This window comes from Streptomyces sp. NPDC052687 (genome assembly GCF_040678395.1).
Lineage (GTDB): Bacteria > Actinomycetota > Actinomycetes > Streptomycetales > Streptomycetaceae > Streptomyces.
The window spans coordinates 25,850-47,428 of sequence record NZ_JBFATR010000010.1; the positions used below are offsets into that span (position 1 = coordinate 25,850).

16 protein-coding genes and 1 riboswitch are annotated in these 21,579 nt (G+C 70.9%); of the genes, 9 read left to right on the forward strand and 7 right to left on the reverse strand.

The window, feature by feature from the left end; all coding sequences use genetic code 11:
• The first annotated feature begins 284 nt into the window (after positions 1-284).
• Positions 285-542 (forward strand): WhiB family transcriptional regulator, encoded by a 258-nt coding sequence (locus tag AB0K92_RS12110; protein ID WP_003992873.1) that lies wholly within the window; start codon positions 285-287, stop codon positions 540-542.
• Between the two features lie 246 nt (positions 543-788).
• On the opposite strand, the gene AB0K92_RS12115 is transcribed toward AB0K92_RS12110, so the two are convergent.
• Positions 789-2,255, reverse strand: coding sequence for a PAS domain-containing sensor histidine kinase (locus AB0K92_RS12115; protein ID WP_365922055.1), 1,467 nt, complete (start codon positions 2,253-2,255; stop codon positions 789-791).
• Between the two features lie 469 nt (positions 2,256-2,724).
• Positions 2,725-3,519: a TetR/AcrR family transcriptional regulator gene (locus tag AB0K92_RS12120; protein ID WP_365921900.1), complete on the reverse strand. Its 795-nt coding sequence runs from the start codon at positions 3,517-3,519 to the stop codon at positions 2,725-2,727.
• A gap of 97 nt (positions 3,520-3,616) precedes the next feature.
• On the opposite strand from AB0K92_RS12120, the gene AB0K92_RS12125 reads away from it, so the two are divergent.
• The 5 genes from AB0K92_RS12125 (at position 3,617) to mctP (ending at position 8,524) form a co-directional block, all read left to right on the forward strand.
• Positions 3,617-4,366: an SDR family oxidoreductase gene (locus AB0K92_RS12125; protein WP_365921902.1), complete on the forward strand. Its 750-nt coding sequence runs from the start codon at positions 3,617-3,619 to the stop codon at positions 4,364-4,366.
• A 213-nt stretch (positions 4,367-4,579) separates the two neighbouring features.
• Entirely contained in the window at positions 4,580-5,365 is a 786-nt protein-coding gene (gene nagB, locus AB0K92_RS12130; protein ID WP_365921904.1) for a glucosamine-6-phosphate deaminase, read from the forward strand.
• A gap of 395 nt (positions 5,366-5,760) precedes the next feature.
• Entirely contained in the window at positions 5,761-6,525 is a 765-nt protein-coding gene (locus tag AB0K92_RS12135; protein WP_365921906.1) for a GntR family transcriptional regulator, read from the forward strand.
• 134 nt (positions 6,526-6,659) lie between these two features.
• Positions 6,660-6,917, forward strand: coding sequence for a DUF3311 domain-containing protein (locus AB0K92_RS12140; protein WP_365921908.1), 258 nt, complete (start codon positions 6,660-6,662; stop codon positions 6,915-6,917).
• Entirely contained in the window at positions 6,914-8,524 is a 1,611-nt protein-coding gene (gene mctP / locus AB0K92_RS12145; RefSeq protein ID WP_365921910.1) for a monocarboxylate uptake permease MctP, read from the forward strand. Before AB0K92_RS12140 ends, mctP begins: the two co-directional genes overlap by 4 nt.
• A 161-nt stretch (positions 8,525-8,685) precedes the next feature.
• On the opposite strand, the gene AB0K92_RS12150 is transcribed toward mctP, so the two are convergent.
• A complete protein-coding gene (locus tag AB0K92_RS12150) occupies positions 8,686-12,285 on the reverse strand; it encodes an NACHT domain-containing protein (protein WP_365921912.1) in 3,600 nt (1,199 codons plus the stop codon).
• Between the two features lie 326 nt (positions 12,286-12,611).
• Between AB0K92_RS12150 and AB0K92_RS12155 the strand changes: the two genes are divergently transcribed.
• The 3 genes from AB0K92_RS12155 (at position 12,612) to AB0K92_RS12165 (ending at position 16,919) form a co-directional block, all read left to right on the forward strand.
• The gene (locus AB0K92_RS12155) at positions 12,612-13,187 is read left to right on the forward strand and encodes a GNAT family N-acetyltransferase (RefSeq protein WP_365921914.1); all 576 of its coding nucleotides are present in this window, start codon (positions 12,612-12,614) and stop codon (positions 13,185-13,187) included.
• 77 nt (positions 13,188-13,264) lie between these two features.
• A riboswitch (cobalamin riboswitch) is annotated at positions 13,265-13,347 on the forward strand.
• A 258-nt stretch (positions 13,348-13,605) separates the two neighbouring features.
• Positions 13,606-15,906 (forward strand): ribonucleoside-diphosphate reductase subunit alpha, encoded by a 2,301-nt coding sequence (locus AB0K92_RS12160; RefSeq protein ID WP_365922057.1) that lies wholly within the window; start codon positions 13,606-13,608, stop codon positions 15,904-15,906.
• Positions 15,906-16,919: a ribonucleotide-diphosphate reductase subunit beta gene (locus tag AB0K92_RS12165; protein ID WP_365921916.1), complete on the forward strand. Its 1,014-nt coding sequence runs from the start codon at positions 15,906-15,908 to the stop codon at positions 16,917-16,919. The genes AB0K92_RS12160 and AB0K92_RS12165 overlap by 1 nt, the downstream gene beginning before the upstream one ends.
• 70 nt (positions 16,920-16,989) lie before the next feature.
• On the opposite strand, the gene AB0K92_RS12170 is transcribed toward AB0K92_RS12165, so the two are convergent.
• The 4 genes from AB0K92_RS12170 to AB0K92_RS12185 form a co-directional block, all read right to left on the reverse strand.
• Entirely contained in the window at positions 16,990-18,369 is a 1,380-nt protein-coding gene (locus AB0K92_RS12170) for a cytochrome P450 (protein ID WP_365921918.1), read from the reverse strand.
• Entirely contained in the window at positions 18,366-19,445 is a 1,080-nt protein-coding gene (cyc1, locus tag AB0K92_RS12175) for an epi-isozizaene synthase (RefSeq protein ID WP_365921920.1), read from the reverse strand. Before cyc1 ends, AB0K92_RS12170 begins: the two co-directional genes overlap by 4 nt.
• Positions 19,446-19,733: 288 nt before the next feature.
• Positions 19,734-20,384 carry a peptide deformylase gene (def, locus tag AB0K92_RS12180; protein WP_166002233.1) on the reverse strand — a complete coding sequence of 217 codons (651 nt, stop codon included), beginning with the start codon at positions 20,382-20,384 and terminating at the stop codon, positions 19,734-19,736.
• A gap of 125 nt (positions 20,385-20,509) precedes the next feature.
• Entirely contained in the window at positions 20,510-21,490 is a 981-nt protein-coding gene (locus AB0K92_RS12185) for a hypothetical protein (RefSeq protein WP_365921923.1), read from the reverse strand.
• Positions 21,491-21,579: the final 89 nt, after the last annotated feature.

Genomic DNA, 21,579 nt, shown 5'->3' on the forward strand with positions numbered 1-21,579 from the left:
TAGGCCAGGATCCACCCCATGGAAGTACGGCTGTGACCTAGTCGACACCGAGGAATCAAAAAAAACTTTCCGGAAGGGGTTGTATCCGCCGCTGAGGTTTGCGAGTCTCTACGTGGCGATCGGGACGGCCCGCAGAACCGGCCTCCGAGATCACCGGAACCCCTCATCAAACCACAGGACCACGCCAGGGAACCTGGCAGTCGGCCCTTCACTTGTTGAGGGATTCGTGAAAGCGTTCACATTCACAAGCAACCTGCACGTAATACCAAGGAGAGGTAGCAGCCATGGACTGGCGTCACAACGCCGTTTGCCGCGAGGAAGACCCCGAGCTCTTCTTCCCCATCGGCAACACCGGTCCTGCGCTGCTGCAGATCGAGGAAGCCAAGGCCGTCTGCCGTCGCTGCCCGGTGATCGAGCAGTGTCTGCAGTGGGCGCTCGAGTCCGGCCAGGACTCCGGCGTCTGGGGTGGTCTCAGCGAGGACGAGCGCCGCGCGATGAAGCGCCGCGCCGCCCGCAACCGGGCTCGTCAGGCCTCCGCCTGACATCACCCACCCCGCTGACAGCCTGAGCTTGGCGGCGCGTACAGCGAGTACGCAACTCCCGCCCCCGAGCACGCAGCGCGCAGTACCCCGATGCGCTTGAAAGCAGCAGCGAGCACTGGCCTCGGACCGATCAAGGTCCGGGGCTCTTTGCTTTGTACGGAGGGTCGCGGGGACCTTCGGGCCCGCCCACCGCGAGTCGCGCCGCGGACCCGCCCCAGCGCGTCACCCCTGTGCCCGCTCCGCGCGTTACTTCTGTGCCCGCACCGGGATGTCCAGCAGCACCTGGGTGCCGCGCTCCGGCGCCGGGACCATGTCGAAGGTGCCGCCCAGCTCCCCCTCGACCAGCGTCCGCACGATCTGCAGCCCGAGGTTGCCCGAGGTGCGCGGGTCGAAGCCGGCCGGCAGGCCCACGCCGTCGTCCTGGACGGTGACCAGGAGGCGGGCCTCCTTCGTCGTACCGCCACGGACCGCCGCGACCTCGACGGTCCCGGTGTCGCCCTCGCGGAAGCCGTGCTCCAGGGCGTTCTGCAGGATCTCGGTCAGCACCATGGACAGCGGGGTGGCCACCTCGGCGTCGAGGATGCCGAAGCGGCCGGTGCGCCGGCCTCTGACCTTGCCCGGGGAGATCTCGGCGACCATCGCGAGGACCCGGTCGGCGATCTCGTCGAACTCCACTCGCTCGTCCAGGTTCTGGGACAGCGTCTCATGGACGATCGCGATGGAGCCCACGCGCCGTACGGCCTCTTCGAGCGCCGCGCGGCCCCGCTCGGACTCGATCCGGCGGGCCTGGAGGCGCAGCAGGGCCGCCACCGTCTGGAGGTTGTTCTTCACCCGGTGGTGGATCTCCCGGATGGTGGCGTCCTTGGTGATCAACTCGCGTTCGCGGCGGCGCAGTTCGGTGACGTCCCTCAGCAGCACCAGGGAACCGATGCGGGTGCCCTTGGGCTTGAGCGGGATCGCGCGGAACTGGATGACCCCGTCGTTGGCCTCGATCTCGAACTCGCGCGGCGCCCAGCCGCTCGCCACCTTGGCCAGGGCTTCGTCCACGGGACCGCGGGAGGGGGCGAGTTCGGCGGTCGTCCGGCCGAGGTGGTGGCCGACGAGGTCGGCGGCGAGGCCGAGGCGGTGATAGGCGGAGAGGGCGTTCGGGGAGGCGTACTGGACGATGCCGTCGGCGTCGAGCCGGATCAGGCCGTCGCCCACGCGGGGCGAGGCGTCCATGTCGACCTGCTGGTTGGCGAACGGGAACGCGCCGGCCGCGATCATCTGGGCGAGGTCGGAGGCGGACTGGAGGTAGGTCAGCTCCAGCCGGCTCGGGGTGCGCACGGTGAGCAGGTTGGTGTTGCGGGCGATGACGCCGAGGACGCGGCCCTCACGCCGTACGGGGATCGACTCGACCCGTACGGGGACCTCCTCGCGCCACTCCGGGTCGCCCTCGCGCACGATCCGGCCCTCGTCGAGCGCGACGTCCAGCATGGGGCGGCGGCCGCGCGGGACCAGGTGGCCGACCATGTCGTCCTGGTAGGAGGTGGGGCCGGTGTTCGGCCGCATCTGGGCGACGGAGACATAGCGGGTGCCGTCGCGGGTGGGGACCCACAGGACCAGGTCGGCGAAGGAGAGGTCGGAGAGCAGCTGCCACTCCGAGACCAGCAGATGCAGCCACTCGAGGTCGGAGTCGTCGAGGGCGGTGTGCTGGCGGACCAGTTCGTTCATGGAGGGCACGTCTGCGAGCGTACCCGGCGGTCTGTACGGCGCCGAAACGCGGCGGTCCGGGGCGGCACCGCCCCCGGAAACACCCGCGGGCCGCGGCGCCTGGGAGGGACCCTCAACCCTCCCGGCACCGCAGCCCGGAGCAATATCGGCCGTGGGGTGTGCGGTCCCGGTCGGCCGAAGGATGAGGAGCCGGGGCAGTCAGGGCAGAGAGCTCCGGTTCCTCGCTCCGTCTTCCTGTGCGGGGAAGACGGATGCTTGTTCCCACGCATGGGATGACCGCACAGTCGGTTTTCGCGAGGCTGGTCTGCAACGATTGTGGACTAGACCACTGCGCGTGTCCATGCGTCGGAGGCTGTTTGTTGCCGTCTGGTGCCGGCGTTGCCGGTTGTCGGCTGCCGGCTGTGCTGTCGAAGACCGTGCGGCGCGGGCCGTCGTCGTTGCCGGCCCCTGGAAGCCTAACCCGCTCCGGTCATCCGCGGGGCCAGATCGTCATGGCAATTTCGGCGAGTGCCTCCAGTTCCGCGCGGCTCGCGCCGTCGCGCGCCTGCTGGGACATGCCCTGGATCATCGCTCCGGTGTGCCGGGCCAGGGCCGCCGCGTCGGTGCCGGACGGCAGCTCACCTGTGGCGATGTCCGCCCTGATCCGGCTTTCGATGGCCGCGATGTTGGCGTTGCGGCGCTCCCGCAGGGCCTGCTCCACCTCGGGGCTGGTGCAGTTCGTCGCCGCGTGGACGACGAGGCAGCCGTGCGGCCGGCCGGGGGCGGTGTACTCGGCGGCCGCCTCGCGCAGCATGCGCCGCACGGCGGCCCGTGCGGTCGGCTCCTCGGCGAGGGCGCGCGCCGCGAAGGAGCCGTAACGCGCGCCGTACACCTCGACGACCTCGTCGAACAGCGCTCGCTTGTCGCCGAACGCGGCGTAGAGGCTGGGGGCGCCGATGCCCATGGCGCGGGTGAGGTCGGAGACGGACGTCGCCTCGTACCCGCGCTCCCAGAAGGCCATGATCGCCCGCTCCAGGGCGGTCTCGCGGTCGAAGGAGCGGGGGCGGCCGCGGCCACGCCCGCGCCCGCGGGGGCCGACGGGGGTGGACTCCTGTCCGGTGGGGGTCGCCTCCTGTGCCTCCGATACGGCTTCGCGCACGGCGCGGGTCGCTTCCCGTCCCTCCCGTGCGGCCTCGCGCACGGCGGGCTCCTCCGGCCCGGCGGTGGCGGTCCCGCGGCCTGCGGTCGTCGCGGCCTGCGCCTCGTTCCCCTGGGTGCTCACCATGGAGTGCATTTTATAGCGGGCGCTAGACAAATGTCAGCGGCGTGATCTACGGTCATTTCTGTAACGACTACTAGAGAATTGTGAAGGGGGCGTCGTCATGGGCGCGCTGAGCGGGAGGACGGCACTCGTCACGGGGGCGAGCAGGGGCATCGGGCGCGGGATCGCCGAGCGCCTGGGGCGCGACGGGGCACGCGTCGCGGTGCACTACGGGACGAACGAGACGGCGGCGAAGGAGACGGTCACGGCGATCGAGGCCGCGGGCGGATCGGCCTTCATGATCGGCGTGGAGCTGGGAACGCCGGGGGACGCGGATGCGCTGTGGGCCGAGTTCGACCGGCACGCGGACGGCGTGGACGTCATCGTGAACAACGCGGGGATCGGCACGTCGTCGCCCCTTGAGGACATCACCGAGGCGGAGTACGACCGGCTCTTCGCCGTGAACGTGAAGGCGCCGTACTTCATCGTCCGGCAGGGCCTCGGCCGGCTCCGCGACGGCGGCCGGATCGTCAACATCTCCACCGGGCTCGCACGCAACGCCGTGCTGCCGGACCTGACGGCGTACGCGATGACGAAGGGCGCCCTGGACGTCCTCACCCGGGACCTGTCCAAGATCCTGGGCCCTCGCGGCATCACCGTGAACTCGGTGGCTCCCGGCTACATCGAGACGGACAACACGGCGGCGTTCCTCGGCACGGAGGAGGGCCGGGCACAGGCGGAGGCGATATCGGCCCTGGGCCGGGTGGGCACCCCCGCGGACGTCGCGGACGTGGTGGCGTTCCTGGCCTCGGAGGAAGGGCGCTGGGTGACGGGGGGCTGGGTGGACGCCACGGGCGGTTCGCTGCTCTGAGCCGGGGGGATGGCGGGTACCGGAGGGCGGGAGGGGAGGGAGGTGGAGGGGGTTCACGGGCGGGCCGGGGGGTCCACGGGCGGGCCGGCCGGCGGGCCGCCGCCGCGCGTCCGCGACACCTGGGACGGCCGGCGCCGCTCTGTTAGATTGGTCTAAACCACATGACCCTTTCGGGTGCCCTTCGAGTCCCCTCTTCAGATCGGCAGGCCCAGCGTGGAAGTTGTCATCGTTCCGGACGCCCAGGCCGGCGGCGAGCTGATCGCCGAGGCCATGGCCCAGCTGCTCCGGCGCAAGCCCGACGCCCTGCTCGGTGTGGCCACCGGCTCGACTCCGCTGCCCATCTACCAGGCCCTCACGGCCAAGGTGCGCGCCGGCGAGGTGGACGCCTCGCGGGCACGGATCGCGCAGCTCGACGAGTATGTGGGGCTGCCCGCGTCGCATCCGGAGTCGTACCGCTCGGTGCTGCGACGGGAGGTGCTGGAGCCGCTGGGGCTGTCGATGGACGCGTTCATGGGCCCCGACGGGGAGGCGGAGGACGTCCAGGCGGCCTGCGAGGCGTACGACAGGGCGCTCGCCGAGGCGGGCGGGGTGGATCTCCAGCTGCTCGGGATCGGGACCGACGGGCACATCGGGTTCAACGAGCCCTGCTCCTCGCTCGCGTCGCGGACCCGGATCAAGACGCTGACCGAGCAGACCCGGGTGGACAACGCGCGGTTCTTCGACGGGGACATCGACCAGGTGCCGCACCACGTCATCACACAGGGCATCGGGACGATCCTGGAGGCGCGCCACCTGGTGCTGCTGGCCACCGGGGAGGGGAAGGCGGACGCCGTGGCCGCGACGGTGGAGGGACCGGTCGCCGCGGTGTGTCCGGCGTCCGCGCTGCAGCTGCATCCGCACGCCACGGTCGTGGTGGACGAGGCGGCGGCGTCCAAGCTGAAGCTCGCCGACTACTTCCGGCACACGTACGCCAACAAGCCGGAGTGGCAGGGCATCTGAGAGCCGGCCGGTGCGACGGGGGCCGGCCGGAGCGGCGGCGCCGGCCCTCGTCGGTGGGGTCCCTGGCCCGGGAACCGACCATTCATCAGCGCTGGTGATAGACCAATGGTCTAGTCCAATTCGGACACCTCGCAGGACCAGCAGGCGGCGACCAGAGTTCGAAGGCTGCGCCGACCAGCGGTTATGCGGTCATGAAGAGGCACGAGCCTTTCAGTGGGAACCGGGCGAAAACGGCGGACGCGACCGTCATACTCGGGTAGACCACTTCAGCGGGCTGGACTAGACCAACGCAGGCGGCGACGGTATACAGAGGGGATCATCGGAGCGTACGGACGATGACCTCCGAGGAGACCTCTGCGGAGGACGACACCTCGACGGAGCCGGGAAGGCGGAGCATGAGCACCGACGTCAGCAGTGCGGAGAACGAGACCGGGGCGACCGTCCGTACCGCGCGTGTGCCCAAGTACTACCGTCTGAAGAAGCACCTGCTCGACATGACGGAGACGCAGGCGCCGGGCACCCCGGTCCCGCCCGAGCGCACGCTGGCCGCCGAGTTCGACACCTCGCGCACCACCGTCCGCCAGGCGCTCCAGGAGCTGGTCGTCGAGGGCCGGCTGGAGCGGATCCAGGGCAAGGGCACCTTCGTCGCCAAGCCCAAGGTCTCCCAGGCGCTCCAGCTCACCTCCTACACCGAGGACATGCGCGCCCAGGGCCTGGAGCCCACCTCGCAGCTGCTCGACATCGGCTACATCACCGCCGACGACCGCCTCGCCGAGCTGCTCGACATCACCGCCGGCGGCCGGGTGCTGCGCATCGAGCGGCTGCGCATGGCCAACGGCGAGCCGATGGCCATCGAGACCACCCACCTCTCGGCCAAGCGCTTCCCCGCGCTGCGGCGGTCGCTGGCCAAGTACACGTCCCTCTACACCGCCCTCGCCGAGGTCTACGACGTCCACCTCGCCGAGGCCGAGGAGACCATCGAGACCTCGCTGGCCACCCCGCGCGAGGCGGGCCTGCTCGGCACCGACGTCGGCCTGCCCATGCTGATGCTCTCCCGCCACTCCCTGGACCGGGAGGGCAAGCCGGTGGAGTGGGTGCGGTCGGTCTACCGCGGCGACCGGTACAAGTTCGTGGCCAGGCTGAAGCGGCCCGCCGAGTAGCGACTTCGTGAAGGCGATACCGACTTTGTAAAGGCGATACCGATATGCGGACGAGGGGTTCCTCTGCCGCGACACCGTGACCTAGATTGCCAGCCCATTAAGCAGGTGATCAGTGAGGGGACGGAGTCGCCAAGATGTCGGAAGCGCCAGAAGTGAGCCAAGGGCCGGTGGTGACGCCCGTGCGCGTCGTCATCGCCCTCTGCCTCGTCGCACCGTTCGTGGCCATGCTGTGGGTCGGTTCGTATGCCAAGACCGACCCCGCCCTCGCCGGTATCCCGTTCTTCTACTGGTACCAGATGGCGTGGGTGGTCATCTCGACCGTGCTGACGATGATCGCTTTCAAGCTGTGGCAGCGTGACCAGCGCGCCCGCCGGGGCGGTGAGCAGCGATGAAGGACGGCGTGAACGGCGTCGCACTCGCCGTCTTCATCTTCTTCTTCCTGGCCGTCACGGTCATGGGCTTCCTCGCCGCGCGCTGGCGCAAGGCGGAGAACGAGCACAGCCTCGACGAGTGGGGTCTGGGCGGCCGGTCGTTCGGCACCTGGATCACCTGGTTCCTGCTCGGCGGCGACCTTTACACGGCGTACACCTTCGTCGCCGTACCGGCGGCGATCTACGCGGCGGGCGCGGCCGGCTTCTTCGCCGTGCCGTACACGATCCTCGTCTACCCGCTCATCTTCACGTTCCTGCCGCGGCTGTGGTCGGTGTCGCACAAGCACGGCTATGTGACGACCTCGGACTTCGTGCGCGGCCGGTTCGGCTCGAAGGGGCTGTCGCTGGCGGTGGCGCTCACCGGCATCCTCGCCACCATGCCGTACATCGCGCTCCAGCTCGTCGGCATCCAGGCCGTGCTGGACGTGATGGGCGTCGGCGGCGGCGAGGACACCAACTGGTTCATCAAGGACCTGCCGCTGCTGATCGCGTTCGGGGTGCTGGCCGCGTACACCTACTCGTCGGGTCTGCGGGCGCCGGCGCTGATCGCGTTCGTCAAGGACACCCTGATCTACATCGTGATCGCCGTCGCGATCATCTACATCCCGATCAAGCTGGGCGGCTTCGACGACATCTTCGCCAAGGCGGGCGAGAAGTTCGAGACCACCGGGACCGGCGGGCTGGTCCCGCCGGAGGCGGGCCAGTGGACGTACGCCACCCTGGCGCTCGGCTCCGCGCTGGCGCTGTTCATGTACCCGCACTCGATCACCGCGACGCTCTCCTCCAAGAGCCGTGAGGTGATCCGCCGCAACACCACGATCCTGCCGCTGTACTCGCTCATGCTGGGTCTGCTGGCGCTGCTGGGCTTCATGGCGATCGCCGCCGGGATCAAGGTGCAGAACGGCCAGCTGGCCATCCCGCAGCTGTTCGAGGACATGTTCCCGGACTGGTTCGCGGGCGTGGCGTTCGCGGCGATCGGCATCGGCGCGCTGGTGCCCGCGGCCATCATGTCCATCGCGGCGGCCAACCTCTTCACCCGCAACATCTACAAGGACTTCATCCGGCCCGACGCCACGCCCGAGCAGGAGACCAAGGTCTCCAAGCTGGTGTCGCTGCTGGTGAAGGTGGGTGCGCTGGCCTTCGTGCTGACCATGGACAAGACCGTCGCCATCAACTTCCAGCTGCTCGGCGGCATCTGGATCCTGCAGACCTTCCCGGCCCTCGTCGGCGGCCTGTTCACCCGCTGGTTCCACCGCTGGGCGCTCATCGCCGGCTGGGCGGTCGGCATGATCTACGGCACGGTCGCCGCGTACGGGGTGGCCTCCCCGACGCAGAAGCACTTCGGCGGCTCGTCGAAGGAGATCCCGGGCATCGGGGAGATCGGCTACATCGGTCTGACCGCGTTCGTGCTGAACGTGATCGTGACGGTCGTCCTGACCTTCGTCCTGCGCGCGGCCAAGGCGCCCGACGGCGTGGACGAGACCAAGCCGGAGGACTACACGGCGGACGCGGGCGATCCGGGCGTGCAGGTGGAGCTGCCGCCGGCGACGGCCGGCTCGGCGCACTGAGCCCGGCGACGGCCTGCTCGGCGCACTGAGGCCGGCGTGGGCCCGGCGTGAGCCTGTCGCGAGCCGGTCCTGAGCCGGCTCCGGACAGCCGGTCGGCGGCGATCCGCGTGGTGCGGGTCGCCGCCGGCCGCGTGCGGGGTCCGGTCCGGTGGGCCGTCGTGTCAGTCGTCTCGGGTGCGCCGGGCCATCTCCGCCCAGAAGCGGTCCAGTTCGCGGACGCGCATGCCCACCCAGTGGGGTGTCTTCCGGCGCAGGCCCCGGGGCAGGCAGCGGCGCCAGCGGCCGGGGAGGAGAGCCTGCTGCTGGCGGCAGAAGGGCTCGCGGATCTCGCCGCGCGGGACGCAGCCCCGCGGCGGGTACGGGCAGAGCTGGAACGCGCAGTCCGGCAGGCAGGTCTCGCCGGGCGGGGGCAGCACCGAGGTCCCGGCCTGGAGCCCGGGCCGCAGCGGTGTCCGGTCGGTGCTGATGCACGGCGGCAGCAGCATGTCCGGCCGCTCCACGCGGGCCAGCCGCTCCTCGACCTCGTCCGGATGCCCGTCCCGCTCGATGAGGTTGAGCATCACCAGCACGTCGGCGACGAGGCGCTGGGCCCGCGGGTCGAGGGTGCTCCAGCCGACCGAGGGCGGAATCCACAGGTTGTGCTTGCGGTACCCGCCACTGCCGCGGGGCCGCGAGCCGATGGTGTCGCTGACGCCCTTCTCGTCGATCCACAGGAAACGTTCCGGCTCGCCCGTCTCCAGGGCGAGGGCCACCAGGTCGCCCGCCTCGGCGACGAACGGGTGGAGCCGCCGCCGGTGCCCCGGCCCGCCGGACCCACCCGACGCACCGGACCCGCCGGATCCGCCGGACCCACCGGGCGCCCGGTTCACCGTACCGGCCATCGACAGCCACCGTTCCACGGTCTGGACGGCGCTCGCCCCGCCGATGCCGGTGCCCCTGCGGCGCGTCCCGTCCGGGCTCTCGTCCGGCCCGCTGCCGGCGCGGCCGTGCTCGTGCCGGCCCGCGGTGTCCGGCAGCTCCCACAGGCACAGCGCCTGGAGCAGCGAGAGCTGGCTGTACCAGCAGCGGGACCGCTGGAGCACGGTCTCCGCCTGGCGGATCAGCTCCGCGCGGTTGCCCGGGTAGGTGTCCGGATGCCGCTTGCGGCGGTTCGCCGCGTACTTGAAGCCCTGGGCCAGCGCCGTCTCCAGGGCGAGCGGCAGATCGGGCGTGCCGCCGGTGTACTTCGGGTCCAGGTGGCGCAGCCACCGGGTGAGCCGCTCACGCGCCTCGTCGCGGTGCGCGTCGTCGACGGAGCCCAGCAGCATGGGCACCATCCAGGCCCGCATCACGAACTCCCGGAAGAGGGTGACCCGCCGTTCCCGGTAGCGCTGGTTCAACGCCCGGCGCCGGCGCATCAGTTCCTCGACCCGTTGCGGCGTCCGCGCCCGCGCGCTCCCCCGGGCGCTGCGGGCGCGCGTCATCTCCGCGGCCCACGCCTCGTACTCCCGCCGCTTCCAGGCCTTGAGGTCGTGGATCGCGGTGGTGTACTCCACGATCGGATCGGTGGTCAGCCCGACCCGCTCCCGGATCACGGCGAACGCCGCGTTGCCCCCGCTCCCGAACTCCTGCGCGGCGGCCAGGCGGATCCGGTACACAGGCTCCACGGTGCCCATCCGGAACAGCAGCCAGTACAGGGGCGTGGTGTCCATCCGGTCGGAGACCTGGCGCAGCGCCGCCCCGAGCTGTTTGAGCAGCCTGAGCTTGGCGTCCTGGAGGGTGCGCGGATCGCCCTTGAAGCCGGGCCAGCGGGCGTGCACGGCGGCGACGATGTCCGCGAGGAACCGCGGGTCGGCCTCCACGCTCTCCACCTCGACGGCCGCCGCGTACAGGTCGAGGGCCTTGGGATCGTCGGTACGGCGCTGGGCGGCGGCGTACAGCCGGCGGGCAAGGGTCCGCCCGCGCGCGGGGGTCTGCCGCCACCGCTCCCGGACCTCCTTGCTGAGCTCGGCGCGCACCCCGGTGCCGCCCGCCGTGAGTTCCGCCGCCCGGCGACGGGACAGCAGGACGAGGGAGATGAGCAGTTCACGGCTGGGTCCGGGCGGCTGCAGCGCCTGTTCGACCAGCCGGCCGGCCTCCGGTTCGCCCAGGTGGTTGAGGACGCGGAAACCGAAGTAGGCCTGGATGATGCTGTGCGGGAAGCGGACCTTCTTCTCGAAACCCTCGACGAGCCGCAGCTTGTCCGCGTTCGCGATGAAGGCGGCGAGCAGGGCGTGGCACTGGTCCCGGTTCCCCTCGCGCAGCCGCCGGCTCGTCTCGTCGCCGAGCCGGTCGCAGAGCGCGCCCCAGATCCGCTGGCGGTGCCATGCGGAGAAGACGGTGCCGTGTCCGCCGTACCGGTCGAAGCCGCGCCGGGCGGACCAGAGGTGGTCGGCGCGGGTGCGGGCGCGCCGGGCGGGGCCGGCGTGCAGGTCCTGGTCGAGCAGCTCGCCGAAGCCGACCTCGAGTTTGTCCTGGAGCAGGCCCACGCAGGCGAGGGCGCAGACCACCTCCAGGGTCTCGCGCCGCTCACGCGGGCCGAGCGCCACGGTGTCCCGCAGCAGGCCGTCGCACAGGGCGGTCTCCCAGGTCTCCAGCAGCCACAGCCGCAGGGTGCCGCGGTCCCGGCTGCGGGTGTCGAGCCGGTAGGGGTCGTCGCGCGGGCGGTCCCGTTCGAGCAGGCCGTGCTGGTGCAGTTCGCGGGCGATCTGGAGGTAGATCGGCGACTCGGTGACCTCGGCCGTCTCCACGATCCAGTCCACCCGCCGCTCGTCGGTGCCGGGGACCCGGGAGGCGACGAAGTGCAGTGCCTCCTCCTCGCTCAGCGGCTCCAGCTCCACGATCGCGGCGGGTGTGCTCTCCAGCGGGCTGTGCGGCCGGGAGGCGATGACCAGGGGCAGTCGCTCGGCGTGGGCGCGTTCGATGGCGCGGCGGATGATGTTGTCCCGGCTCTGCTGGGCGCTCTCGTCGAGCAGGGCCTCCTCCAGGCCGTCGGCGATGACGACCACCTTGTCGTCGGCGAGCAGTTGCTGCCAGACCCGCTCGTTCTTGGTGCGGGCGAGGATGCCGCGCGGCGCCTCCTCGGCGAACCGCTGCTTGGCGAGCAGTTCGAAGTTCAGGGCGCTGCCGTGGTCCGCGTCGCGCAGCCGGACGGGCACCGGTACGGCCCGCTGCCGGGCCAGCAGCTCGGTCAGCCGTACCAGGACGGCGGTCTTGCCCGCGCCGACGCCGCCGACGAGCAGGTACGGCCGCCGTGTCTCGCGCTGCCGCAGCCGCTCGGCGATCACCTGGGCGACCTCCTCGCGGCCCACGATCCGGTCGATGTCCGGTCCGGCGGTGAGCACCAGCCGGCGGGGGCAGGAGCGGGCGCGGGCGAGGTAGCGGCGCTTGGTCCAGCTGTACCACCAGAACAGGAAGAGGGCGGCGGCGACGGACGCGGTGAGGACGGGGCCGATGAAGCGCAGGAGGTCGTCGAGGCCGTTGGTGTCGCCGCCCAGGCGGTCGATGACGGTGTCCTTCCCGGTGGCGAGGTTGTAGACGGCCTCCCCGCACCACGCGACGACCAGGAGCGCGCCCAGCAGCCAGATGATCCGGGTCACGGTGGTGTAGGAGAGCCATCGGCGCCATTTACCGGGGCGGGTGGCGCCGCGCCGGGCCTCCAGACGGATCGTCAGGGTGTGCCAGTAGCCGAGCAGGCCGTGCCGGACCCGGCTCGCCGCGCGCCGCAGTTCGAGTGTCGACATCGGCGCGTCGCGCGGGCGCCGCCTGCCCGGCGGGTGCCGTACGACCCGTGTCACGGGACGGCCCCGGTCACGGTGCGGCCTTGGTCATATTGCGGCCTTCGGGCATGGTGCGGCCTTCGGCATGATGCGACCTCTGGGTACGGCGCGCCCCTCGGCCTGGAGCGCCCCCGCCCCGGTCCGGCGACCCCCGGCATGACGCTTCTCCTTCACGGGAGTCCTGTTTCCATGGAATCACTCCGGCGGGGGCCCGCAACCCGGCTGTGGAGCCCCGGCGCCTCTGTGGAAGACCCCGGACGCTGTCAGACCCCTTCGGCACACTCGGTCCCATGGAGATCGTCATCCGCCCCGTCACGCCCGCCGAGTACGACGCCGTCGCCGAGCTCACCGCCCAGGCCTATCTCCGGGACGGATTGCTCGACTTCGGGGAGAGCGACGCGTATCTGCACGAGCTGAGAGACGTGGCGAAGCGGGCGGCCGCCGCGGAGGTGCTGGTCGCCGTGGCGAAGGAACAAGGGCGCACGGCGGAGCAGGGGGTGCGGCTGACGGAGGGGAGTGAGCGGGCAGCGGAGGAGGGAGAGCGGGTCGTCGGCGGTGTGACGTTCGTCCCGTCCGGTGGGCCGATGGCCGACATCGCGGGCCCCGGCGAGGCCGAGATACGCATGCTGGCCGTCGCGCACGAGGCGCGGCGCCGCGGGGTCGGCGCGGCCCTGGTGCGCGCCTGCGTCGACCGGGCCCGCGCCACTCCGGGCTGTGTCCGCGTCGTCCTGTCGTCCCAGCGCGCCATGCGCTCCGCCCACCGCGTCTACGAACGGCTGGGCTTCGTGCGCACCCCCGGGCGCGACTGGAACCCGCTGCCGGAGCTGGACGACATCACTCTGCTCACCTATGAGTTGACCCTCTGAAACCGGCCCGACACAACATCTGGGGGTGCTACCGCCACCCGGCACAACATGTATGCTCATGCTCGCTGTCGCCGCAGGGGAATCCGGTGGGAATCCGGAACTGTCCCGCAACGGTGTACCCATGCCCGTATAGGCGTGTATGGGAGTCAGTCCGAGGACCTGCCGACAGTGCGCCCGGCCGTCCGGTCCGGGTGCCTGACGTCCGGGCCTCGTGGAATGGGCCGGTGGACGCGACGCCCGCGTGCGCTCGTGAGCTGCCCCCTGCCCTCGCAGGCCCCCGTGCCGAGCGAGGGAGAGCCCCCACGTGACCATCGCGCCCGCAGATCCGGCCTCAGCAGCGGTCCCGTCCCACCCCGCAGCGGTCCCGGCCCACGACGCGGCCGTCCCGCCCCAGGACCCCGACGGTCCCGGCGCCGCGCTGCTGCGGACCCTGACCGAGCTGACCGCCGATCTCCCCGACGCCGACCCCGGCCGGGTCGCCGCCGCCGCGCTGCGCGGCCGCTCCGCCCGCGCGGACGAGACGGAGCTGCGCGAGCTGGCCACGGAGGCGGCCGCCGGGCTCATCTCCGAGGACCCCGCCTACAGCCGGCTGGCCGCCCGGCTGCTGGCGATCGGCATCACCGCCGAGGCCGCCTCGCAGGGCGTCACGTCGTTCACCGAGTCCGTCGCCGTCGGCCACCGCGAGGGCCTGATCGCCGACCGCACCGCCGCGTTCGTCCGGCTGCACGCCGAGCGCCTGGACGCCCTCGTCGACCGCGCCGCCGACGACCGCTTCGGCTACTTCGGCCTGCGCACCCTGCACAGCCGCTATCTGCTGCGCCACCCGATCACCCGCAAGGTGATCGAGACGCCCCAGCACTTCCTGCTGCGCGTCGCCGCCGGTCTCGCCGAGGACGACACGACCCGCTCCGTGGAGGAGGTCGCGGCGCTCTACGGGCTCATGAGCCGCCTCGACTACCTCCCCTCCTCCCCCACGCTGTTCAACTCCGGCACCCGGCACCCCCAGATGTCGTCCTGCTACCTCCTGGACTCCCCCAAGGACGAGCTGGACTCCATCTACGACCGCTACCACCAGGTCGCCCGCCTGTCGAAGCACGCCGGCGGCATCGGCCTGTCGTACAGCCGGATCCGCGCGCGCGGTTCGCTGATCCGCGGCACCAACGGCCACTCCAACGGCATCGTCCCGTTCCTGAAAACCCTCGACGCCTCGGTCGCCGCGGTGAACCAGGGCGGCCGGCGCAAGGGCGCGGCCGCGGTCTACCTGGAGACCTGGCACGCCGACATCGAGGAGTTCCTGGAGCTGCGCGACAACACGGGCGAGGACGCCCGCCGCACGCACAACCTGAACCTCGCGCACTGGGTGCCGGACGAGTTCATGCGCCGCGTGAACGCCGACGAGCAGTGGTCGCTGTTCTCGCCGTCCGACGTGCCGGAGCTGGTCGACCTGTACGGCGAGGAGTTCGACGCGGCCTACCGCGCGGCCGAGGCGAAGGGCCTCGCGAAGAAGACCATGCCCGCCCGCGATCTGTACGGCCGGATGATGCGCACCCTCGCGCAGACCGGCAACGGCTGGATGACGTTCAAGGACGCCGCCAACCGCACCGCCAACCAGACCGCCGAGCCGGGTCACGTCATCCACTCCTCCAACCTCTGCACGGAGATCCTGGAGGTCACCGACGACGGCGAGACGGCGGTCTGCAACCTGGGCTCCGTCAACCTCGGCGCCTTCGTGGACCCGGCTCGTCAGGACATCGACTGGGAGCGGCTGGACGCCACCGTCCGCACGGCCGTCACCTTCCTCGACCGCGTCGTCGACATCAACTTCTACCCGACCGAGCAGGCGGGCCGCTCCAACGCCAAGTGGCGTCCGGTGGGCCTCGGCGCGATGGGTCTGCAGGACGTGTTCTTCAAGCTGCGGCTGCCCTTCGACTCGGCCGAGGCGAAGGCGCTGTCCACGCGGATCGCCGAGCGGATCATGCTCGCCGCGTACGAGGCGTCCGCCGACCTCGCCGAGCGCAACGGCCCGCTGCCCGCCTGGGAGAAGACCCGCACCGCGCGCGGGGTGCTGCACCCCGACCACTACGACGTGGAGCTGACCTGGCCGGAGCGCTGGGCGGCGCTGCGGGAGCGGATCGCGTCGGTCGGCATGCGCAACTCGCTGCTGCTGGCCATCGCGCCGACCGCCACCATCGCCTCGATCGCGGGCGTCTACGAGTGCATCGAGCCGCAGGTGTCCAACCTGTTCAAGCGCGAGACGCTGTCCGGCGAGTTCCTCCAGGTCAACTCCTACCTGGTCGCCGACCTGAAGGAGCTCGGCGTGTGGGACGCCCGCACCCGTGAGGCGCTGCGCGACGCGAACGGCTCGGTGCAGGACTTCGCGTGGATCCCGGAGGACGTACGGCGGCTGTACCGCACGGCGTGGGAGATCCCGCAGCGCGGCCTGATCGACATGGCCGCGGCCCGCACCCCGTTCCTGGACCAGGCGCAGTCCCTGAACCTCTTCCTGGAGACGCCGACCATCGGCAAGCTCTCCTCGATGTACGCGTACGCCTGGAAGTCCGGGCTGAAGACGACGTACTACCTGCGTTCGCGCCCCGCGACGCGCATCGCCCGCGCCGCCCGGGCGCAGCAGCCCACCGTCCCCGTGCAGCAGGCCGCCGACCCCGACGCGGTCGCCTGCTCCCTTGAGAACCCCGAGTCCTGCGAGGCCTGCCAGTAATGACCACCCGTAACGCCAATCTCCTCGACCCGGGCTTCGAGCTGACCCTGCGCCCCATGCGCTACCCGGACTTCTACGAGCGCTACCGGGACGCCATCAAGAACACCTGGACCGTGGAGGAGGTCGACCTCCACTCGGACGTCGCCGACCTCGCCAGGCTGACCCCCGGTGAGCAGCATCTGATCGGCCGGCTGGTCGCGTTCTTCGCGACGGGCGACTCGATCGTGGCGAACAACCTGGTGCTGACGCTGTACAAGCACATCAACTCGCCCGAGGCGCGCCTGTATCTGTCGCGCCAGCTGTTCGAGGAGGCCGTCCACGTCCAGTTCTATCTGACGCTGCTGGACACCTACCTCCCCGACCCGGACGACCGGGCGGCGGCGTTCGCGGCCGTGGAGAACATCCCGTCCATCCGGGAGAAGGCCGAGTTCTGCTTCAAGTGGATGGACTCGGTGGAGCAGATCGACCGGCTGGAGACCAAGGCCGACCGGCGCCGTTTCCTGCTGAACCTGATCTGCTTCGCCGCGTGCATCGAGGGCCTGTTCTTCTACGGCGCGTTCGCCTACGTCTACTGGTTCCGCAGCCGGGGCCTGCTGCACGGCCTGGCGACCGGCACCAACTGGGTGTTCCGCGACGAGACGATGCACATGTCGTTCGCGTTCGACGTGGTCGACACCGTCCGCAAGGAGGAGCCGGACCTCTTCGACGACCGGCTCCAGCAGGAGGTGACGGACATGCTGCGGGAGGCCGTCGAGGCGGAGCTGCAGTTCGCCCGCGACCTGTGCGGTGACGGCCTGCCGGGCATGAACACCGAGTCCATGCGGCAGTACCTGGAGTGCGTGGCCGACCAGCGCCTGACCCGGCTGGGCTTCGCCCCGGTGTACGGCTCGGAGAACCCGTTCTCCTTCATGGAGCTCCAGGGTGTCCAGGAGCTGACCAACTTCTTCGAGCGGCGCCCGTCCGCGTACCAGGTCGCGGTGGAGGGCACCGTGGACCTGGACGAGGACTTCTGAGGCTTCCGCGAGGCCATCGGTGCGACGCGGCCGGGGCCGGCCCGAGGAGCCGGCCCCGGCCCGTCCGCCGTCACCTGGGCACGGGCCTCAGCAGCAGCCGCTGCGGCCGCAGCGTGATGCCGACGCGGGTGGCGTCGTCGGAGCCGGCCACCTGCTCGAAGCGGTACTTCGTCGCCACGGCCGCCGTGATGAGCGTCAGCTGAGCCATCGAGAAGTGGTCGCTCGGGCACTTCCGATTACCCACACTGAAGGGGCTCATGGCATATTTCGGAACGTCCTTGGCGCGTTCCGGAAGCCATCGGTCGGGGTCGAAGTCGAGGTGGCGGTCGTACGATTGCGGGTCGCGCTGGATCGCGTACGGGCTGTACACGATGTCGGCTCCCGCCGGAATGCGATAGTCGCCGAGGACGGTGTCGGTCACCGCCCGCCTGGTCAATATCCAGACGGCCGGGCGCAAACGCATCGCCTCGACGACGACATTGTTGGTGTGCCGCAGCTTGCGGACGTCCTCGAATGCCACCGGACGCCCACCGGTTACGGATTCAACCTCTTCCCGGACCTTGTCCGCGTGTTCGGGATGTTCCGCGAGCACCTGGAGCAGCCACATGATCGTGGAGGCGACGGTTTCGCTTCCGGGGGTGAGTATCGCGACGACCTGGTCGTGGATCTCCTGCTCGCCGATGGGCTCACCATTCTCGTCCTTTGCCTCCAGCAATGCCGTCAGCAAATCGTCCGGCTTTTGACCGGATGCCCGGCGCTCGGCGATGATCTCGTCGACGAGCAGATGCAAGTCGGCCAGGGCGCGGTTGAATTCGCGGTTGGCGGGCAGCGGCAGCCGGTACAGCGGCCCCAGCGGGATCACCATCCGCCGGTACATGCCCTGGAAGACGACGGCGAGCGCGGTGCACAGCCGCTCGGCCCGCTCGTCCATGTACTGGCCGCGCAGCAGGCAGCGGGCGGCGATCCGCACGGCCACCCGGAACGACTCGGCGGTGCAGTCGATCGTCTCGCCGGGCCGCCAGCGGGTGGTCAGCGCGTGCGCCTCCTCCTCCATGACCGGCCCGTAGGCGGGGATGGCGTCCAGCCGGAAGGCGGGCTGGATGGTGCGGCGCTGGCGGCGGTGGCGGGGGCCGTTGGCGGTGGCCACGCCCTCCTTGCCGAGCAGGCCCTCCAGGGACTCCCACAGCGGCCCGTCGATCTTGAAGTCGGGGCTGAGGGCGAGGGCGCCGGTGAGCGCGGGGGTGGTGACCGCGTACACCGTCTTGGGGCCGAGCCTGAGCCGGACGACGTCGCCGTGCTCGCGCAGCCGGGCCATGAAGGCCAGCGGGTCGCGGACGAGCTTCGGGCCGTGGCCGAGGAGCGGTACGGCTCCGCCGGCGAGGGGCGGTTCGCGCAGTTCCGGTGCCCGGCCGGAGTCGGGGGCCGCGGGCTTGACGGACTCGACGGTCATTTCTCACCTGCCGCTTCGTTGTCGACGTACGGGGGCGTGGACCGGTCGTCCCAGCTGTCCACCCGATACCGGCCGGACTCGTGGTGGAACCAGTACACGGAGCTGAACCAGTTCCGCATATTCGCGACGCAGGTGCGCACGGCGACGGCGAGTTCCTTTCCCCGCACCGTTCCGTCGTCGAGGCTGTCGGCGAACCGCAGTGCCTCCCGCTCGGCGGTGACGAAATCGGATATGCATCGCTCGACGCGCTGCCGGACTTCGGCGATCGCTTCTTCCAGAGTCAGCCCTTCATGGGTGATGAGACTGATGCCGAGATTATGGACCTCGTCTCCCGCGATTTCCTTGGGCAGCGAACAGAGGTCGTTGTACCAGGCGGCGAATTCCTGACTGAGCAGCGCCGCCCGCCGGAATGCCGGGTGTTTCCGTACCGGGTCCGGGAGTTCGGTTCCCGCGCTCGGTTCCAACAGATCGGTCCATATCCAGTGCGCGAAGGTGAGCCGGCGCAGTTCCAGGTATTCCTCGACCGGTGGCACGACTCCCTCGGTACGGTTGCGGAATTCCCGGTCGTACGCCTCGATCACCGCGTGGAAGTGGCGGGCGAACCGCGCGTTCCAGGTGCCGGGCAGGAACGAGTACAGCCGCAGCACACTGTCCGCGAACGCGGCCACCACCGGGTCCTCGTGACGCAGGTGGTCCCGGGGGTGGTCGAGGGCCGTGTGCAGCCGGGCGCGCAGCCGGTCCCAGGCCTGCGGGCGGCGGTGCACGATGTCCCGGTCGTGGCGGTCGTCCCAGACGAAGAACCAGGCGCTGTAGTCCCCGATCGCCTGCATGACCTCCTCGGGGGCGCCGAGGTAGTACCCGGCCATCAGGTCGGTGTAGCACAGGCCGTCGGCATATTCCTCCACCTTGTCCGCCGGCATCAGCCGCTTTTCCAGCAGCCAGGTACGGGTCTTCTCCTGGAGCCTGGGCCAATACGGGTGCAATTGCCTGGGAAACGCCGCCTCGATCACCGGAAGTGCGAGCGACGGTGGAACGGCGACCGCGGTCGCGGTGGTGCTGTGTGGGAAAGCAGGCACGAACAAACCCCTCTCAGCCGCCGGTCGGCACACACCCCTCGGCCGTGCCGGGCGTGCGCCGTTGCGTAACCCCGCACTTCCCATTCAGCACTACAACTGACCGCTCTGGGAACGGATTTGCGGTACTCACTCCCCCATACTGCCGAGACACCCCTCTTGCGTGACCGGTTCTGGATCAGCGCGGAAGTGACGCCGTGCGAACCTACGACGCGCAGACGAACGGCGCCTGGTCAGGAAACGAAACCTGGCCAGACGCCGTGCGAAACGCGCCCGACGGGCGCGCGGAACTCACTCGTTGGGGACCACGGGGTACCGGGGCTCGTTCTCGGCCATCTGCCGCAGCGCGTCCTTGCGGTCCCGCTTGGAGAGCCGGTCGATGTACAGGTAGCCGTAGAGGTGGTCCGTCTCGTGCTGCAAACACCGGGCGAAGTACCCGGTGCCGCGCACCTTGATCGGGTTGCCGTACTCGTCCTGGCCGGTCACCTCGGCGTAGTCGGGCCGGGCCAGCGGCATGTACGCGGTCGGCACCGACAGGCAGCCCTCGTTGCTGTCGTCGAGGCGGCGCCGGTCCGCGGGCAGCTCGACCAGCTTCGGGTTGCACACCACGCCGACGTGGCGCACGCCCTCGTCGTCCGGGCAGTCGTAGACGAACACCTTGCGGTCGACGCCGATCTGGTTCGCGGCCAGGCCCACGCCCTCGGCGGTGCGCTGCGAGGCGAACATGTCGTCGACCAGCTTGCGCAGTTCGTCGTCGAACTCGGTGACGTCCTGGCACTCCTTGTGCAGCACCGGGTTCCCGACGACGGTGATCGGCCGGGAGGTGCCGCGCTCCCGGTACGCCCGCTCGCGCTCCTCGCAGTCCTCCGTGTCGATGACGAAGCCCTCGTCGTCCACGGGGAGCACGCCCACGTGCTGCTGATCGGTGTCCTGCTGCGCCATGACCGACGTATGCCTTCCTAGGAAAAACAAGGGTGCGATGCGCATCCAGGGTACGGGCAACGCACCCCTCGGGGGCGCGCGGAACGACGCGACCAGCCACGACGGACCGCCACCCGGCAAGGGCGCTAGCAGACCTCTTCGAGGTCCCGCCAGTCCCTGGAGTCCGGGCTGTCCGCGACCCACCCGTCCAGCAGACCCCGGACCAGTGAGGCCGGCGCGGCCACCCCGCACTCCCGTTCCGGCACCCACAGCTGCCCGTCGGTGCGGTGCCCCAGTGGGCCAGGATGCCCCGGCTCGCTGTGGTCGTGGGGATCGAGATGCTCCCCGTCCCCCTCGTCCGCCGGCATCCGCGACTCCGAGCACATCCGGCACAGCAGCCGCACCGACGACGACCAGTCCTCCGCGGCGAACCCGGCCTCCGCGGCCAGCTGCTCCAGCGCGTCCCGGTCCGCCTCGGTGGCCGCCTCCAGCAGCACCACCCAGGTCGGCACCGGCGAGGGCGCCCACAGCTCGATCTCGTCGAAGACGGGGTAGGTGTGCCCGGCGGCCGTGGTCCGCTCCCCGTGCGGCACCCCGTCGTGCAGCACGACCTCGCCCCAGCGCCGTCCGGACGACGGCAACGGGATCGACAGGACCTCCATCCGGGCCGGGTCGAGCCGGCGCCCCCACACCACCTCGGCCTCGCCCTCGGGCGACAGCCGCACCGCCGCGCTGCCCAGGTCCATGCCGACGGGCTCGCCGGAGTCCGTGGCGCCGCCGGGCACGTGCAGCCCGTACGCCTGCCAGGCGCGGCGGGCCAGCGGCCAGTCCTGGAGCGCGGTGGCGGCGATGCCGACGTTCCACCAGTCGGGCGCCCCGGTCTCCCGGTCCAGCAGCGCGACGGCCCGCAGGCCCGCGGCCCGCGCCTGCTCCCAGTCGTGCCGGAACTTGTGCAGCAGCGCGAGGTTGAACCAGGACTCCGACAGCCAGGGTTCCAGATCGGCGGCGCGTGTCAGCAGCGCGCCCGCGTCCTCGTACCGGCCGTCGCCGATGAGCGTGAACGCACGGTCGGTGGCCTGCCGCCAGGAGGCGGAGGGCCGGTGCCGTCCCTTGCCGAAGATCCTCACGATTCCCGCCTGCCAGTTCCGTGGAGTGGGCCGGCTGTGCCCCCGGACAGCCTCTCGGACTCCCTCTCCTTCGCATCCAACCACGTACG

Coding starts and splice junctions, on each gene's coding strand:
- mctP (WP_365921910.1), top strand. CDS start 6,914: ATGAAGGACGGCGTGAACGGCGTCGCACTCGCCGTCTTCATCTTCTTC.
- AB0K92_RS12165 (WP_365921916.1), top strand. CDS start 15,906: ATGACCACCCGTAACGCCAATCTCCTCGACCCGGGCTTCGAGCTGACC.
- AB0K92_RS12120 (WP_365921900.1), bottom strand. CDS start 3,519: ATGGTGAGCACCCAGGGGAACGAGGCGCAGGCCGCGACGACCGCAGGC.
- AB0K92_RS12125 (WP_365921902.1), top strand. CDS start 3,617: ATGGGCGCGCTGAGCGGGAGGACGGCACTCGTCACGGGGGCGAGCAGG.
- AB0K92_RS12140 (WP_365921908.1), top strand. CDS start 6,660: ATGTCGGAAGCGCCAGAAGTGAGCCAAGGGCCGGTGGTGACGCCCGTG.
- AB0K92_RS12135 (WP_365921906.1), top strand. CDS start 5,761: ATGAGCACCGACGTCAGCAGTGCGGAGAACGAGACCGGGGCGACCGTC.
- AB0K92_RS12170 (WP_365921918.1), bottom strand. CDS start 18,369: ATGACCGTCGAGTCCGTCAAGCCCGCGGCCCCCGACTCCGGCCGGGCA.
- AB0K92_RS12110 (WP_003992873.1), top strand. CDS start 285: ATGGACTGGCGTCACAACGCCGTTTGCCGCGAGGAAGACCCCGAGCTC.
- def (WP_166002233.1), bottom strand. CDS start 20,384: ATGGCGCAGCAGGACACCGATCAGCAGCACGTGGGCGTGCTCCCCGTG.
- AB0K92_RS12150 (WP_365921912.1), bottom strand. CDS start 12,285: ATGTCGACACTCGAACTGCGGCGCGCGGCGAGCCGGGTCCGGCACGGC.
- AB0K92_RS12155 (WP_365921914.1), top strand. CDS start 12,612: ATGGAGATCGTCATCCGCCCCGTCACGCCCGCCGAGTACGACGCCGTC.
- AB0K92_RS12115 (WP_365922055.1), bottom strand. CDS start 2,255: ATGAACGAACTGGTCCGCCAGCACACCGCCCTCGACGACTCCGACCTC.